Genomic DNA, 15,599 nt, shown 5'->3' with positions numbered 1-15,599 from the left:
TCGGCGTGCCGGGTGCAAGGCCTCGTACTGGATGTACTTGGCCTTGTGCCCGGTGCGGCGAGAGCGCGTGCCAGGCGTCGCGAGGCAGGAGGGATCTGGGAGACAGGCCCTAGCCGCGACGTCGGTGTCCGGCACTCGGTACCCGGCACACGGCATCCGCCACCCGGCATCAGGACCGGGGGGCGGAGGTCACCGATGGTGTTGTTCAGGGGGGACTTGTCACCATGGCCAATTTCTCGAAGTCGAACGTCCCGCAGTTCTCGGTCGAGGTCTATCAGAACGAGTTCCTGCCCGAGGGCGGCCGCGAGGTCAACGCGATCGTCACCGTGACGTCGACCGGCGGCGGCACCGTCGGCGGTGGCCACGTAGGCGGCACCGTGGGCGCGCCCGCCCGGCAGGCGGCCGGGGACGGCACACAGGCGGCGGTGGCGCTGATGGTGGACTGCTCCGGTTCGATGGACTACCCGCCGGCGAAGATGCGCGGCGCGCGGGAGGCCTCGGCCGCGGCGATCGACACGCTGCGCGACGGCGTGCGCTTCGCGGTGATCGCGGGCACGCACGTGGCCAAGGAGGTCTACCCGGGCGGGGGCCGGCTCGCCGTCGCCGACCCGACCACCCGTGAGCAGGCCAAGCAGGCGGTGCGGGGGCTCACCGCGGGCGGCGGCACCGCGATCGGCACCTGGCTGCGCCTGGCCGACCGGCTGCTGGGCGCCGCCGACGTGGGGATCCGGCACGGCATCCTGCTCACCGACGGGCGCAACGAGCACGAGTCGCCGGAGGACCTGCGGACCACGCTCGACGCCTGCGCGGGGCGGTTCACCTGCGACGCCCGCGGCGTCGGCACCGACTGGGAGGTGAAGGAGGTCACGGGCGTCGCCTCGGCGCTGCTCGGCACCGCCGACATCGTCGCCGACCCCGCGCACCTGGCGGCCGACTTCACGCAGATGATGGAGACGGCGATGGGCAAGGAGGTCGCCGACGTCGCGCTGCGGCTGTGGACCCCGCTCGGCTCCGAGATCACGTTCGTCAAGCAGGTCGCGCCGGCGGTCGCCGAGCTGACCGACCGGCGCACCGAGGCCGGTCCGCGCGCGGGCGACTACCCGACCGGCTCCTGGGGCGACGAGTCCCGCGACTACCACGTGTGCGTCCGGGTCCCGCAGGCCGAACTGGGCCAGGAGATGCTCGCCGCCCGCGTCTCGCTGGTGCTCCCGCAGCCGGACGGTTCGGCGCTGACCCTGTCGCAGGGGCTGGTCCGGGCGGTGTGGACGGACGACATGGCGGCCTCCACGTCGATCAACCCGCAGGTCGCGCACTACACGGGCCAGGCCGAACTGGCCCAGGTCATCCAGCAGGGCCTGGACGCGCGCAAGGCCGGCGACGCGGACGGGGCGACGGCGAAACTGGGCCGCGCGGTGCAGCTCGCGGCGCTCTCCGGGAACGCCGATACGGCGAAACTGCTTTCGAAGGTGGTGGACGTGGTCGACGCCGCGGAAGGTACTGTTCGATTGAAGGCGAAGGTCGCGGAGGCCGACGAGATGACTCTCGAAACCCGGTCCACCAAGACGGTTCGCGTGAAGAAGTAGCAGCTCACAAGCTCAGACTGAAGTGACGTACGGATACGAGTACGTACGAAGGAGAGGGGGAAGCGCCGACATGCCGACCTGCCCGAACGGACACCAGTCGGGTTCCGACGACTGGTGCGAGGTCTGCGGTCACCGCATGGCCGGTGCCGTGCCCCCGCCCCCGCCGCCGCCCCCCGCGGCCGGTTACGGCTATCCCGGTCCTTCCGTGCCGCACGGGCCCGCGCGGACCGCGGGCGGTGCGCCCGAGCTGTGCCCGCAGTGCCGGACGCCGAGGGAGGGTGGCGCCCCGTTCTGCGAGGAGTGCCGCTGGAACTTCCTCACGAACACGGCGACCTCGTACACCCCGGCCGCCCCGAACCCGCCGCTGCCGACGCAGGGCGGGCCGGGCGGTCCCGGCGGGCCTCAGGGTCCGAACCCGGCGCTGCGGTTCCAGCAGCCGCCGCAGGGGCCCGACCCGTACGAGTACCAGGGCTCGCGCCCCTCGCAGATGAACCGGCCCGCCGAGCCGATCCCGCCGAGTCCGTTCGGGGGCGAGCCGTCGGGGCCGTCGCCGTTCCCGCCGGGGCCGCACGGGACGGGCGGGGGCGTCCCGCAGGCCTTCCAGCAACGGCCTCCGGCCCCGGCCCCGACCCAGCCCGGGCCCCCGGCTCCGCCGCCGTACGGGGGGCCTGGTCAGGGTGGGCCCGGGCCGGGTCCGAGTGGGCCTGGTCAGGGCGGTCCGGTTCCCGGTCATCCGGGCGGTTTCGGTGGTCCCGGTGGTGGCGGTACGAACGGGGACGACTGGGTGCTCTCACCCCCGTCGGCCTCGTCCCCGGCCGCGCCGCCCTTCCAGCAGCAGCCACCGCAGCCGGGGCCGGTGTCCTGGTCGGCGACGATCGGTCCCGACCGCGAGTACTTCATGGCGATGATGCAGCGCAGCGGGCCCGAGGCGTCGGGGCTGAACCTGCCCGCGTACTCGCCCGAGCAGCGGCGTCAGCTGGTCGGCAACCAGGTCACGATCGGCCGCCGCCGGCACTCGACCGGTGACACCCCGGACATCGACCTGTCGGTGCCGCCGGAGGATCCGGGGGTCTCGCACTCGCATGCGGTGCTGGTGCAGCAGCCGGACGGTACGTGGGCGGTCGTCGACCAGAACTCGACGAACGGGACGACGGTGAACGGTGGGGAGGAGCCCATCCAGCCCTTCGTCCCGGTTCCGCTCCGGGACGGCGACAGGGTCCACGTAGGCGCGTGGACCACGATCACGATCCACCAGTCCTGACCCAGGGCCGCCGGCCGTTCACGCAGCCCTCGTCCGCGGGCCGGTGGGGGCTTGTCGCGCAGTTCCCCGCGCCCCCAAAAGACTTCGCCCGCGACGCCGTCGTGGCTGGTCGCGCAGTTCCCCGCGCCCCTGAGATGCGCACTTCGTGCGCCATCTCAGCGGCCCATGGGGCTGCGGCGAAGCCGCATGCTCCAGGGGCGCGGGGAACTGCGCGAGAAGCCCCACCGGCCCGCAGGCGAAGTTTTTTGGGGCGCGGGGAACGGCGCGACCAGCCCCCACCGGCCCGCGGTCGAGAGCGGGGCGCACGCAGTGCGCCTTTCAGGGGCGCGGGGAACTGCGCGACCAGCCCCCACCGGCCCGCGGTCGAGAGCGGGGCGCACGCAGTGCGCCTTTCAGGGGCGCGGGGAACTGCGCGACCAGCCCCCACCGGCCCGCGGTCGAGGAACGCCCCCTTCAGGGGCGCGGGGAACTGCGCAAAGGACCGGGCCGGTCAAGGTCACGGCAAGGGCCAGACGTGCGGCCCCGCCGGGTCGTCGAGCCACCCCCACACCCGCCCCGCACGAACCGTCACCCCGAACCGCTCCCGCCCAGGCCTCCCCTCCCGCTCCCAGACCCCGACCGCCTCCCCCGCCCCCATTCCCCCCGCACTGAGCGACACCAGGAACCGGAACGACTCCTCCCGCCACACCCACCGAGGCACCTCCCCACGTCCCGGCGAGGACCCGGCCCCGGGCGCCCCGTCCCCACGCAAGGGCACGAAATACGCCGGGGTCCCCAGGAACCGCCCCTCGGCGAACCCCGCGTCCCGCACGGCCAGCGCCAGCAACCCCGTGGACAGCGGCGCCAGAATCCGCGCCCCGCCCCGGCACTGCCCCAGCCACGCCCCCGGCACCGTCCGCAGCGCACACGTAGCGATGATCCGGTCGTAGGGCCCCCGCTCGGCGCACCCGCGCGCCCCGTCCCCGGTGACGACGGCGGGCCGGTACCCGGCGGCAGCCAGATGCGCCCGCGCCGACTCGGTGATCTCGGGGTCGAGGTCCACGGTCGTGACCCGCGCGTCGCCGAGCCGGTGCGCGAGCAGCGCCGCGTTGTAGCCGGTGCCCGCGCCGATCTCCAGGACCCGGTCCCCGTCCCGGACGTCCAGGTCGACCAGCATCCGCGCCATCAGCGAGGGCTGGCTGCTGGAGGAGACCAGCTCCCCGTCGCGCAGCCGGGTCGCCAGCGGCTGGTCCGCGTAGGCACCGCGCAGCCAGCGTGCGCGCCGCTCGGGGTCGGGGTGCTCGCACCACAGCCGTTCGTGGCCGCCGGGCACACCGAGGAAGTAGGAGGGCACGAAGAGGTGGCGCGGGACCTGCTCGAACGCCTCCCGCCAGCGCGCGTCGGCGTCCCACACCCCGCTCTCCGCGATGGTGCGGACGAGCGCCGCCCGCTCCCGTGCGGCGAGCGGCCCGGGGTCCTCGGGTTCTGCCACGCGCTGTGCGCCCATGACTCCACTGTCCTGCGCCGGCGCCCCGGCGGCGAGCCCGCCGGTCCGGCCGGGCCGGGACTCGGAGCCCGCACCGGCGGGTCCTGCGCCCGGAGTCCTAGGCCGGCCGGTCTGAGACCATGGGGAGGTGACTGAGATCCCGCGCGACACGCTTCAGGAGCAGACGTTCTACGAGCAGGTGGGCGGCGAGGAGACCTTCCGTCGCCTCGTGCGCCGCTTCTACGAGGGCGTCGCCCAGGACCCGCTGCTGCGCCCCATGTACCCGGAGGAGGACCTGGGCCCCGCCGAGGAGCGGCTCGCCCTGTTCCTGATGCAGTACTGGGGCGGCCCGCGCATCTACAGCGACAACCGCGGCCACCCGCGGCTGCGGATGCGGCACGCCCCGTTCCAGGTGGACCGGGCGGCGCACGACGCGTGGCTGAAGCACATGCGGGACGCGGTGGACGGCCTCGGGCTGAGCGAGGAGCACGAGCGGACCCTGTGGAACTACCTGACGTACGCGGCGGCGTCGATGGTGAACACCGCAGGCTGAACCGCCCCCACCCGGACCACCCCCGGCCGCCTCGCCCCCGGCCGGGCCGGGCACCCGTACCGCTCACCGGCCACCACCTCCCGGTATCCGGTCCAGACCTCTTCCCCAACCACCGCCCTCTCTGGCAGCATCCGGACAGACTTTCGGGGGCGGGCGAGCGGACGTACGGCGCGGGACGGGGATGCGAGGCGGCACGGGGTGTGGGGTTTTGTCCTGCTACGGGTACGGGCGCACCGCCTGCTGCTGACCGCGGCCGTGCTGGCGGTCCTGCTGACGACCTCGGTGCTCGCCATGCTGACCGCGTTCTCCGCGGCGATCGGTGACGCCTCGCTGCGGTACTCGCTGCGCACCCGGGACGCGGCGACGACCGCGCTCGTCGTCCGCGCCGACGTCCCCGCCGACGAGCGGGACGCGGCCGTCGCCGCCCTCGACAAGGGCGCGCGGCACACCTTCGACGGGCTGCCCGTCCACCGCGAGTCGCTGATCACGTCCGGCCCGTACGGCCTGCCGCACACGCCGCGCGGCAAGCAGCCCGACCTGACCCGGTTCGCGGCGATGGAGCCCGCGCAGGTACGGATCACCACCGGCCGGGCGCCCCGCGCGCCGCGCGGCCCGGTGATCGAGGCGGCGCTCCCGGACGTCGCCGCGCGACAGCTGAAGCTGGCGCCGGGTGACCGGCTCACCCTCGCCGACCGGCTCGGCGGCCCGAAGGTCACCGTCGAACTCACCGGCGTCTACCGCCCGGCCCACCCCCGGTCCCCGTACTGGACGCTCGACGAGCTCGGCGGGCGCGGCGTGCGCAAGCAGAGCTTCACGACGTACGGGCCGCTGCTCACCGACCCCTCGGTCCTCGACGGCGACAAGGTCAGCGACGGGACGTCGGCGTGGCTGGCCGCCGCGGACTTCCGGACGGTGACCACCGGCCGGATCGGCGCGCTGCGCGACGCCGCCCGCACCGGCACCCAGGAGCTCCTGCACAGCAAGGCGCTCGCGGGCACCACCGCGGTCGCCACCTCGCTGCCCGACGTGCTCGACCGGGCGGAGCGGGCGCTGCTCGTGGCCCGTTCGACGCTGCTGATCGTGGCGCTGCAGCTGGTGCTGCTCGCCGGGTACGCGCTGCTGCTCGTCGCCCGGCTGCTGAGCGCCGAGCGGGCCGGGGAGACCTGGACGCTGCGGGCCCGGGGCGGCTCCCGGGCCCGGATCGCCGCGCTCGCGGCGGGCGAGGCGCTGCTCCTCGCGCTGCCCGCCGCGCTCTGCGCGCCGCTGCTCGCCGGCCCGCTGACCCGGCTGGTCTCCGCGCACGGCGCCCTGTCGCGGATCGGGCTGCGGCTCTCCGGGGACGCGGGCGCGGGCGGGCCGGTGTGGCTGGTGGGCGCGGCCGTCGCGGTGGGCTGCGCCCTCGCGGTGACGGTGCCCGCGCTGACCGCCCGGGGCCCCGGGCAGGGCCGCGCCCGGTCGCTGCCCGCGCCGCTGCGGGCCGGCGCCGACGTGGCCCTGCTCGTCGTCGCGGGCGTCGCGTACTGGCGGCTGGACCGGCAGACGGGCGGCTCGGGCGCGATCAGCACCGACCGCGGCGGCGACCTGGGCATCGACCCGCTCCTGGTCGTCGCCCCGGCGCTGGCCCTGCTCGCGGGGACCGTGCTGACGCTGCGGCTGCTGCCGCCGGTGGCGCGGCTCGCGGAGCGGCGGGCGGCGCGCGGGCGCGGGCTGACGGCGGCGCTCGCCGGCTGGCAGTTCGGCCGCCGCCCGATGCGCGGCGCGGGCCCCGTGCTGCTGCTCGTCCTGGCCGTCGCCATGGGCATGCTGGCGATCGGCCAGGGCGCGTCCTGGGACCGCTCGCAGGAGGACCAGGCGGACTTCCGCGCGGGCGCGCCGGTACGGGTCGTGGCCACCGAGCCGGGCATGGACCAGGTCGCGCGGTACGCGCGGACGCCCGGGGTGCGCGACGCCGCCCCCGGCTACCGGCTGCCGGTGCCCCTGGGCGGCGGCCGGACCGCCACCGTCCTCGCGCTCGACACGGCCCGCCTCGACGACGACCTGCTGCTCCGCGGCGACCTCACGGACTCCTCGCCGCGCCGGGTCGTCGCGGCGGTCACGCCGAAGCGACAGCCCGCCCCCGGCCTGCGGCTGCCCGGGACGGCGGCCCGCGTCCGCTTCGCCCTGCGCGCGACCAACCTCGACGGCGCGGGCAGCCTCGGCCCCGGCGAGCTGACCACGGCGTCCGTGACGCTCCAGGACCGGTACGGGCTCACCTACCGGATGCAGCTCGGCGCCCTCCCGCTGGACGGCCGCCGCCACCTCCTGAGCCTGGACCTCGGCCCCGCGGCGGGCCCGCTCTCCGTCAGCGGCCTCGACTTCGACACGGACGAGCGCCCCGGGCGGGGCGCCCGGCACCGCATCGCCCTCGAAGGGGTCAGCACCACCGCTCCCGGCGCCCCCGCCCGGGACGTGGCGCTCGCCGGCACGCGCTGGGCCGCGTCGATGGTGGGGCGCGGCTCCCCCGCCCCGCACACCGAGGGCGCCCCGACCGCCCCGAAGCTCGACCCCGGCCGGCCCTCCCTGACCTACGGCACCGGCTTCGTCCCCGCCGGGCAGGCAAGCCTCGTCCCGCCCAGCGTGAATATCCGCCTCGACCTCGCGAGACCCGCGGCCGGGGAGGTCACCGCGGTGGCCACCGACCGGTACCTCGCCTCCACGGGCACGCACCCCGGCGAGCGCGTCGACGTGGACCTGGGCGGCCGGACCGTCCGCGTGCGGATCGCGGACCGGGTCCGGGCGCTGCCGACGACGGGCCCGGAGGCCGGTGCGGCCGCCCAGGCCTCCGACACAGACCCGGCCGACCCGGCGGCCGCGACGAAGGACGGCGGCGCGCTCCTGCTCGACCTGCACAGTCTCGACCGGGCCCTGGTCGCCGACGGCGCCGACCCGGTCGTCCCGAACGAGTGGTGGCTGTCCACCGCCCCCGGCGACGCAGCCAAGGCGGCGGCCGCGCTGCGGGCCCGCCCCGACACCGACCCCTCCCAGGTCGTGGTCCGCGCGGAGATCGGCGACCGGCTGCGGGACGATCCGCTCGGCGCGGGCCCGCAGTCGGCGCTGGCCGCGGCGGCGCTCGCGGCGGCCCTGCTTGCGGCGGTCGGCTTCGCGGTGAACACGGCGGGGTCTCTGCGCGAGCGCGGCGCCGAGTTCGCCGTCCTCGGCGCGCTCGGCGCCTCCCGCCGCCGCCTGGCCCGCCTGGTCGCCGCCGAGCAGGGCGTCCTCGTGACGCTCGCGCTCCTGGTGGGGCTCGGGCTCGGCGTCTTCCTCACCCGGGCGGTGGTGCCGCTGACGGTGCTGACCGGCGAGGCCACGCGGCCGGTGCCCGACGTCCTCGTCCGGCTCCCCGCGCACCAAGTGGCGCTGCTGCTCGCGGGGGTGGCCGTGACACCCGTACTGATCACCGCGGGGCTCGCCCTGCGCCGGCCGCCGCGCGCCGCGACCGCGCTGCGCACCCAGGGAGGCGAGTGAGATGTCCGCCGCGACGAGGGCCGTGGCGCCCTGGACGCGCACCCGGCTGCGGACGGCGCCCGGGGCGACGGCCGCGCTGTTCCTGCTCGTGCTGGTCACCGCGTGCCTGGCCGCGGCGTTCCCGCGCGCCGTGGACCGCTCCGCGGACCGGGGGCTGCGCCAGGCCGTCGCCGACGAGGGGCCGGGCCGGACGGTCCTGAACGTCACCACGGCAGGCCCCGGCCTCGACCTCGCCCCCGGCCGGCGGGCCGCGCGGCTCACCGGCTCCGCGACCGCTGCCGCGTACCGCAAGCTCGCCGCGGCCGTGCCGCCGCCGTTCACCGCCGACCCGCACGAGTCGTCGTACGGGCTGCGCACCCCGCCGGAGGGGCTGCGCGCCCAGGACGCGGGGCTGCCCCGGCCCGAGGGCCTCGACCCGTACTTCACGCTGTACGCGCAGAACGGGCTCGCCCAGCACGCGACGGTGACCGCCGGGCGGCTGCCCGGCGCCGGGTACACCGCGACGCGGCTGGAGGCGGCCGTCACCGGGGAGACCGCGCGGCGCCTGCGGCTCAGGGCGGGTTCGGTGCTGCATGTGCCGGACGTCATGGGCCGGGCGATCGCCGTGCACATCACGGGAGTCGTCGCCCCGAAGAACCCGTCCGGCGCGTACTGGTCGGCCTCCTCGCTGATGGGCACACCCCAGTGGCGCAGCACGAAGGGCATGCCGCCGACGCACTTCTGGGGCGCCGCGCTGCTGCTGCACCCGGACGCCGCGCCCGCGCTCGTGCGCACCGGCACGGTCGAGCAGTACTGGCAGCTCGCCCCGGACACCTCCACGCTCACCGCCCGGCGGCTGCCCGCGCTCAAGGCGGGTCTGGCGGCCACGACGGACGGGCCCGGGCTGCTGACGGTGCGCCGGGCCACCGGCAGCGCGACGACGGACGTCACCAGCGGCCTCGACGACGTGATCGCCCGCTTCGAGTCGCTGCGCGCGGACATCACCCCGGTGGTGGCGGTCGCCGCGTACGGCACGGGCACCGTCGCCTGCGTCGTCCTGCTCCTGGCGGGCGGGCTCACCGCGGACCGCCGCCGCACCGAACTGGCGCTGCTGCGCTCGCGCGGCGCCTCGCTGCCGGGCATCGGCGTCCGGCTGCTCGCCGAGACGGCCCTGCCCGCGATCCCGGCCGGGGCGCTCGGCTGCCTGCTCGCCCTCGCGGCCGTGCCCGGCGACCGCTGGTCCCGGTCCGCGCTCGCGGCGGCCGCCGTGACCGCCGTGGCCTGCGCGGCGCTGCCCGTCCGCGCACTGGCCGCGCACCGCCGCGCCCGGCTGCACAGCGCCCGCGACGACGTGGCCACCGCCCGTCCCTCCGCCCGCCGCACGGTCGCCGAACTGACCGTCCTCGTCCTGGCCGTCGGCGCCATCGTGGCCCTGCGCCGCCGGGGCGCCACCGACGGCGGCGACGGCCTCGTGGCGCTCGCGCCCGTGCTGGTCGCCGTGGTCGCCGCCGCCGTCCTCGTCCGGGTCTACCCGCTGCCGCTGCGCCGCCTGGTCGGGCCCACCGGACGGCTCCGGGGCGCCGTCGGCCAGCTGTCGCTGGCCCGCGCGGCCCGCGCCGGCGGCGGCGCGGGCACCACCGTCCTGCCGCTGCTCGCGCTGCTCACGGCGCTGACCACGGCGGCGTTCGGCGGCAGCGTGCTCGCCGGGATCGACCACACCCGCGACCGCGCGGCGCTCCTCGCCACCGGCGCGGACGCCCGCGTCGACGGCGGCGGCCCGCTCTCCGCCGCGCGCGTCGCCCGGATCGGCCGGACCCCCGGCGCCGACGCCGTCACCCCGGTCGCGGTCCGCTACGACGCCGAACTCAGGGAGGGCACCCGCAAGTTGTCGCTCGCCGCGGTCGACACGGACGGATACGCCCGGCTCGCCGCCCGCACCGGCCTCGGCGCCTTCCCCGCGGACGCGTTGCGGCCGGGCCGGGGCTCCACGGTCCCGGCCCTCGTCTCGCCGTCCATGACCGAGCTGTTCCCGGGCGGCCGCCTCGACCTGTGGATGAACGGCGAGACCGTGACCCTGCGGATCGCCGCCGTCCGCACCACGACCCCCGCGCTCTCCGACGACTTCCTGGTCGTCGACGCCGCGGCGCTGGCCCGCGCCACGAAGACCCCGAGCCGCCCCACGACGCTGCTGCTCACCGGCGACCGCATCGACCCGGCCGCCCTGCGCGCCGCGGCGGGCTCCGGTACGACCGTGCGGCTGCGCGCCGTCGAACGGGCCCGGTACGTCGACTCCCCGCTCCAGACCGGCGCCACCGGCATCTACGCCACCGCGGTCGGCGCCGGCGCGGGCCTCGCCGCCCTCGCCCTCCTGCTCTCCCTGGGGCGGGCCGCCCCGGAGCGCCTCGCGCTCCTGGCCCGGCTGCGCACCATGGGCCTCACCCGCGGGCAGGGCCGGAAGCTGCTCATCCTGGAGTCCCTGCCGCAGGCCCTGCTCGCCGCGGTGGGCGGCGTCCTCACCGGCTGGGCCGCGATCCGCCTCCTCTCCCCCGGCCTCGACCTCACCGGCCTCGCCCTCGCGGACGCGGCGGGCACCACGCCGAACCACCTGCACACCGACCCGCTGTCCCTCCTGCTGCCGGCGGCCTGCGTACTGGCCCTGGCGGTCGGCGTCGCCTCGCTCCAGGCGTGGTGGGCGGGAAGGCGGGGGTCCGTACGGGAGCTGCGCGCGGGGGAGGCGTCGTGAGCGGCGGGCCGGGTGAGCGGGGCCCGGGGTGGTACGCGCGGCCGGGCCCACGTCCGTGCCGCACCCGTACCGTGTCCACGACCATCCTCCAGGAGGGGGCCACCTCATGACGGCCGATCACACCGGCACCCCGACCCTCGCGGAGCTGGAGGCGCGGGCGTCCGCCCACCGGGACCGCCCCGCCTACGGCCACGACGCCCTGATCAGCTGCGACCGCCTGGTCCGCGTCTTCACCACGGACGGGGTCGAGGTCCAGGCCTTGCAGGGCCTCGATCTGCTGGTGCGCGAGGGCGAGTTGATGGCCCTGGTGGGCGCGTCCGGCAGCGGCAAGTCGACGCTGATGAACATCCTGGCGGGCCTGGACGAGCCGACCGCGGGCGCGGCGAAGGTCGCGGGCCACGACCTGCTCGCGATGGGCGCCAGGGAACGGCTGCGCTACCGCCGCGAGTCCGTCGCGTTCGTCTGGCAGCAGACGGCCCGCAACCTCCTCCCGTACCTGACGGCGGCTCAGAACGTGGCGCTGCCCATGCAGTTGCGGGGCAGGACGCGCCGCGCCAAGAAGGCGGAGCGCGCCACGCAGCTCCTGGACCTCCTCGGCGTCGCCGACTGCCGGGACCGCCGCCCCCGGCAGATGTCCGGCGGCCAGCAGCAGCGCGTCGCCATCGCGGTGGCCCTCGCCAACGAGCCGAAGGTGCTGCTCGCGGACGAGCCCACCGGCGAACTCGACTCGCACACCGGCGAGCAGATCTTCGCGGCGTTCCGCACGGCCAACGAAGAACTGGGCACGACCGTCGTCATCGTCACGCACGACCAGGCGGTCGCCTCCGAGGTCCGCCGCACGGTCGCCATCCGCGACGGCCGTACGTCGACGGAGGTACTGCGCCGCACCCACGTCGACGCGGCGACCGGCCAGGAGTCCCTGGTCTCACGCGAGTACGCGATGCTGGACCGCGCGGGCCGCCTCCAACTCCCCGCGGAGTACACGCAGTCCCTCGGCATGCGGGACCGGGTCATGCTGGAACTGGAACCGGACCACATCCAGATCTGGCCGGACGACCAGGACCGTTGACCCCTGATCCGGGGCACGCCGCGCGCCCGGCAGGGGCGCGGGGAACGGCGCGCTCAGCCCCCACCGAACCCGGGGCGGACCACGTAGAAGACCGACGCGGGCTCACTCAGACGGGAGCAACCCCGAACCCCCCAAGCCCCCCGGACAGCCCCCGCCGCACCACCACGGCCCCATACGGCGTACGCAACCGCGCCCACACCCCGGCCACCAGCAGATCGACCCGCTCCCCGCGGAGGAACCCGAGCGAGGCCGCCGCGTGCGCGAGCCGCACCGGCACCCCGCTGCCGCCGATCTCCCGGGACCAGATCTCGCGCCCGAGGGCATCGAGCCCGGCCCGGGTCCGCGCCTCGGGCGCCAACTCCTCGACCCGGGCCCGGAACTCACGCACGGCGGCCTGCACGAGCCCGCGCAGCGCCTCGGCCTCCGGAAACCCGGGGACCTGCTCCCACCCTCCGCGGGGCGGCAGCACACCGGCCCAGGGCGGCCCGGTCACAGCACCAGGAACGACCACGTTCGGGTCACCCTCACCGGCCGAGCCGACCGGGCTGACCGAGCCGACCGCATCGAGCAACTCCCCCGCGGAGACGGTCACGTCGAGAACGTCGTCGATCCCGTTCTCGTAGGGCTTGAGCAGCCGCGCGGTCCGCACCGCCAGCACCTCGAACGACGGCGGCCGCCCGAACACGGCGAGCGCCTGTCCCCCGGCCTCGGCCCGGAGCCGTACGGCGGCCGCCTTGTCGTAGTGGAGCAGCCGGCCGAGGAAGGCGGCGACATCCGCCGCTTCCCCGGCATCGGCGAAGCACAGCACGGGCGCGCTCATGCGGCGAGCGCCTCCGCGCCGTCGTCGAGGTACTCCCGCAGGAAGGACTTCTCGTCGTCGGTGATCCGCCGCGGCCGCTGCGCCTCGAAGTCGAACGGCACGATGACCGTCGACGCCCGGACGTAGACGTCGTCCGCGTCCTTGACCTCGTAGGCGAGCGTGAACGAGGCGGCCCGTATCTGCGTCACCCACATCTCGATGTCCACCGGCGCGTGCCGGTGGACCAACTGCCGCTTGTAGTCGATCTCATGGCGCGCCACGACAGACCCCTGCTGGAAATCCTTGTCCGGGCGGAACAGGAAGTCGATGCGCGCTTCTTCGAGGTACCGAAGGAAGACCACGTTGTTGATGTGGCCGTACGCATCCATGTCCGCCCAGCGCAGGGGGCAGGCGTATACGTGGCGGGCCATCAGCCGCGGGTCAGCTTCTTGTAGGTGGCGCGGTGCGGGCGGGCGGCGTCGGCGCCGAGCCGCTCGACCTTGTTCTTCTCGTACGACTCGAAGTTGCCCTCGAACCAGAACCACTTGGAGTCACCCTCGTAGGCGAGGATGTGCGTGGCGATCCGGTCCAGGAACCACCGGTCGTGGGAGACGACGACGGCGCAGCCGGGGAACTCCAGGAGCGCGTTCTCCAGCGAGCTGAGGGTCTCGACGTCGAGGTCGTTGGTCGGCTCGTCGAGGAGGAGCAGGTTGCCGCCCTGCTTGAGGGTGAGCGCGAGGTTGAGGCGGTTGCGCTCACCGCCCGACAGCACGCCCGCGGGCTTCTGCTGGTCCGGGCCCTTGAAGCCAAAGGCCGACACGTAGGCGCGCGAGGGCATCTCGACCTGGCCGACGTTGATGTAGTCCAGCTCGTCGGAGACGACGGCCCACAGCGTCTTCTTCGGGTCGATGTTGGCGCGGTTCTGGTCGACGTAGCTGATCTTGACGGTGTCGCCGACCTTGATGCTGCCGGAGTCGGCGGTCTCCAGGCCCTGGATCATCTTGAACAGGGTGGTCTTGCCGGCGCCGTTCGGGCCGATGACACCGACGATGCCGTTGCGCGGCAGGCTGAAGCTGAGGTCGTCGATGAGGACCTTGTCGCCGAACGCCTTGCTGAGGTGCTCGACCTCGACGACGATGCTGCCCAGGCGGGGGCCCGGCGGGATCTGGATCTCCTCGAAGTCCAGCTTCCGCATCTTCTCGGCCTCGGCGGCCATCTCCTCGTACCGGGCCAGACGCGACTTGGACTTGGTCTGCCGCCCCTTGGCGTTGGACCGCACCCACTCCAGCTCTTCCTTGAGCCGCTTCTGCCGCTTCTCGTCCTTCTTGCCCTCGACCTTGAGGCGCTCGGACTTCTTCTCCAGGTACGTCGAGTAGTTACCCTGGTAGGGGATGGCGCGACCGCGGTCGAGCTCCAGGATCCACTCCGCGACGTTGTCGAGGAAGTACCGGTCGTGGGTGACGGCCACGACGGCGCCCTTGTACTGGGCGAGGTGCTGCTCCAGCCAGTTCACGGACTCGGCGTCGAGGTGGTTGGTGGGCTCGTCGAGGAGGAGCAGGTCGGGCGCCTCGATGAGGAGCTTGCACAGGGCGACGCGGCGCTTCTCACCACCGGAGAGGTTGTTCACGGGCCAGTCGCCGGGCGGGCAGCCCAGGGCGTCCATGGCCTGCTCCAGCTGACCGTCGAGGTCCCACGCGTCGGCGTGGTCGAGGTCCTCCTGGAGCTTGCCCATCTCCTCCATGAGCGCGTCCGAGTAGTCGGTGGCCATGAGCTCGGCGACCTCGTTGAACCGCTTGAGCTTGCCGATGACCTCGGCGGCGCCGTCCTGCACGTTCTCCAGGACCGTCTTCGACTCGTCGAGCTTCGGCTCCTGCATGAGGATGCCGACACTGTAACCGGGCGAGATGAACGCGTCACCGTTCGACGGCTGCTCGAGGCCCGCCATGATCTTCAGCACCGTCGACTTACCGGCACCGTTGGGACCGACGACGCCGATCTTCGCCCCCGGCAGGAAGTTCAGGGTGACGTCATCGAGGATCACCTTGTCGCCGTGCGCCTTGCGCGTCTTGCGCATGGTGTAGATGAACTCAGCCAAGAGAAACCGTCCGGCAGTCGAAGTGTGGCAGCGCGGGGCCCGCGAATACGGCTCCACCGCGTGAGGGCAGATACACCCCATCTTGCCGCATGGCTACTGCTGGGCGGAAACCCGTATCAGGGGGTGGGCCTGAGCTGGGGGTTCTGCCGGGGTTCCGCCCGTGCCTCACGGGGAGTGCAGGATCAGTGCCGCCGTGGGCAGAAGCGTGCCCGTCGCGCTGAGCAGCCAGTAGTGGGAGGCCGTGAGGGGCGCGCGGCGGGCGAGGGCCCGGTTGGGGAACCACCAGAGCAGGGCGTAGAGGCAGACGACCGGGACGATGATCACCAGCCAGAGGGCCATGCCGTCGTTCTCGGTCGGGGCGGGGTCGACCAAGTTGGCCGCGAAGTACCAGAGCAGCCAGATCGGCACCACGCCCGGGATGCCGAGGAGCAGGTTGAGGGTCAGGGGGGCGAGGGGAGCCCACGGGGTCCAGCGTCTCGGCCACTGTCCGGTCATGCGGCTGGCCATGCCTCTGGCCGCGCGTGTGGCCATGCCCCTGGCCATACGTG

Annotated in this window: 11 protein-coding genes; 6 read left to right on the top strand and 5 right to left on the bottom strand. The window is 75.0% G+C overall.

All coding sequences use genetic code 11. From position 1 onward, the window contains the following. Positions 1-224 precede the first annotated feature (224 nt). Complete coding sequence (locus tag ACIBW6_RS13275; RefSeq protein WP_399059392.1) at positions 225-1,583, top strand: VWA domain-containing protein; 1,359 nt, start codon at positions 225-227, stop codon at positions 1,581-1,583. A gap of 70 nt (positions 1,584-1,653) precedes the next feature. Continuing rightward, positions 1,654-2,844, top strand: a complete 1,191-nt coding sequence (locus ACIBW6_RS13270) for an FHA domain-containing protein (RefSeq protein WP_399059391.1) — start codon at positions 1,654-1,656, stop codon at positions 2,842-2,844. Positions 2,845-3,340: 496 nt separating this feature from the next. Here the strand turns inward: ACIBW6_RS13270 and ACIBW6_RS13265 are convergent, their stop codons facing one another. Continuing rightward, a complete protein-coding gene (locus ACIBW6_RS13265) occupies positions 3,341-4,330 on the bottom strand; it encodes a methyltransferase domain-containing protein (RefSeq protein WP_399059390.1) in 990 nt (329 codons plus the stop codon). Positions 4,331-4,457: 127 nt separating this feature from the next. Here ACIBW6_RS13265 and ACIBW6_RS13260 point away from each other — a divergent pair, with 127 nt between their 5' ends. From ACIBW6_RS13260 to ACIBW6_RS13245, 4 genes are all read left to right on the top strand, one after another. Further along, a complete protein-coding gene (locus tag ACIBW6_RS13260) occupies positions 4,458-4,862 on the top strand; it encodes a globin (protein WP_399059389.1) in 405 nt (134 codons plus the stop codon). 198 nt (positions 4,863-5,060) lie between these two features. Continuing rightward, complete coding sequence (locus tag ACIBW6_RS13255) at positions 5,061-8,366, top strand: FtsX-like permease family protein (RefSeq protein ID WP_399059388.1); 3,306 nt, start codon at positions 5,061-5,063, stop codon at positions 8,364-8,366. Between the two features lies 1 nt (position 8,367). After that, on the top strand, positions 8,368-11,088 hold the full coding sequence (locus ACIBW6_RS13250) for an FtsX-like permease family protein (RefSeq protein ID WP_399059387.1): 2,721 nt from the start codon (positions 8,368-8,370) through the stop codon (positions 11,086-11,088). A gap of 106 nt (positions 11,089-11,194) precedes the next feature. Further along, a complete protein-coding gene (locus tag ACIBW6_RS13245) occupies positions 11,195-12,157 on the top strand; it encodes an ABC transporter ATP-binding protein (RefSeq protein ID WP_399059385.1) in 963 nt (320 codons plus the stop codon). A 106-nt stretch (positions 12,158-12,263) separates the two neighbouring features. On the opposite strand, the gene ACIBW6_RS13240 is transcribed toward ACIBW6_RS13245, so the two are convergent. From ACIBW6_RS13240 to ACIBW6_RS13225, 4 genes are all read right to left on the bottom strand, one after another. Continuing rightward, complete coding sequence (locus ACIBW6_RS13240) at positions 12,264-12,977, bottom strand: hypothetical protein (protein ID WP_399059384.1); 714 nt, start codon at positions 12,975-12,977, stop codon at positions 12,264-12,266. After that, a complete protein-coding gene (locus ACIBW6_RS13235) occupies positions 12,974-13,387 on the bottom strand; it encodes an acyl-CoA thioesterase (RefSeq protein ID WP_399059383.1) in 414 nt (137 codons plus the stop codon). The genes ACIBW6_RS13240 and ACIBW6_RS13235 overlap by 4 nt, the downstream gene beginning before the upstream one ends. Beyond that, positions 13,387-15,051 (bottom strand): energy-dependent translational throttle protein EttA, encoded by a 1,665-nt coding sequence (gene ettA, locus ACIBW6_RS13230; RefSeq protein ID WP_399059382.1) that lies wholly within the window; start codon positions 15,049-15,051, stop codon positions 13,387-13,389. Before ettA ends, ACIBW6_RS13235 begins: the two co-directional genes overlap by 1 nt. 165 nt (positions 15,052-15,216) lie before the next feature. After that, on the bottom strand, positions 15,217-15,582 hold the full coding sequence (locus tag ACIBW6_RS13225; RefSeq protein WP_399059381.1) for a hypothetical protein: 366 nt from the start codon (positions 15,580-15,582) through the stop codon (positions 15,217-15,219). Positions 15,583-15,599 lie beyond the last annotated feature (17 nt).

The organism is Streptomyces sp. NPDC049813 (assembly GCF_044465085.1).
Taxonomy (GTDB): domain Bacteria; phylum Actinomycetota; class Actinomycetes; order Streptomycetales; family Streptomycetaceae; genus Streptomyces.
The sequence above is the reverse complement of the archived record's forward strand: the minus strand, read 5'-3'. Positions and strand labels throughout refer to the sequence as shown.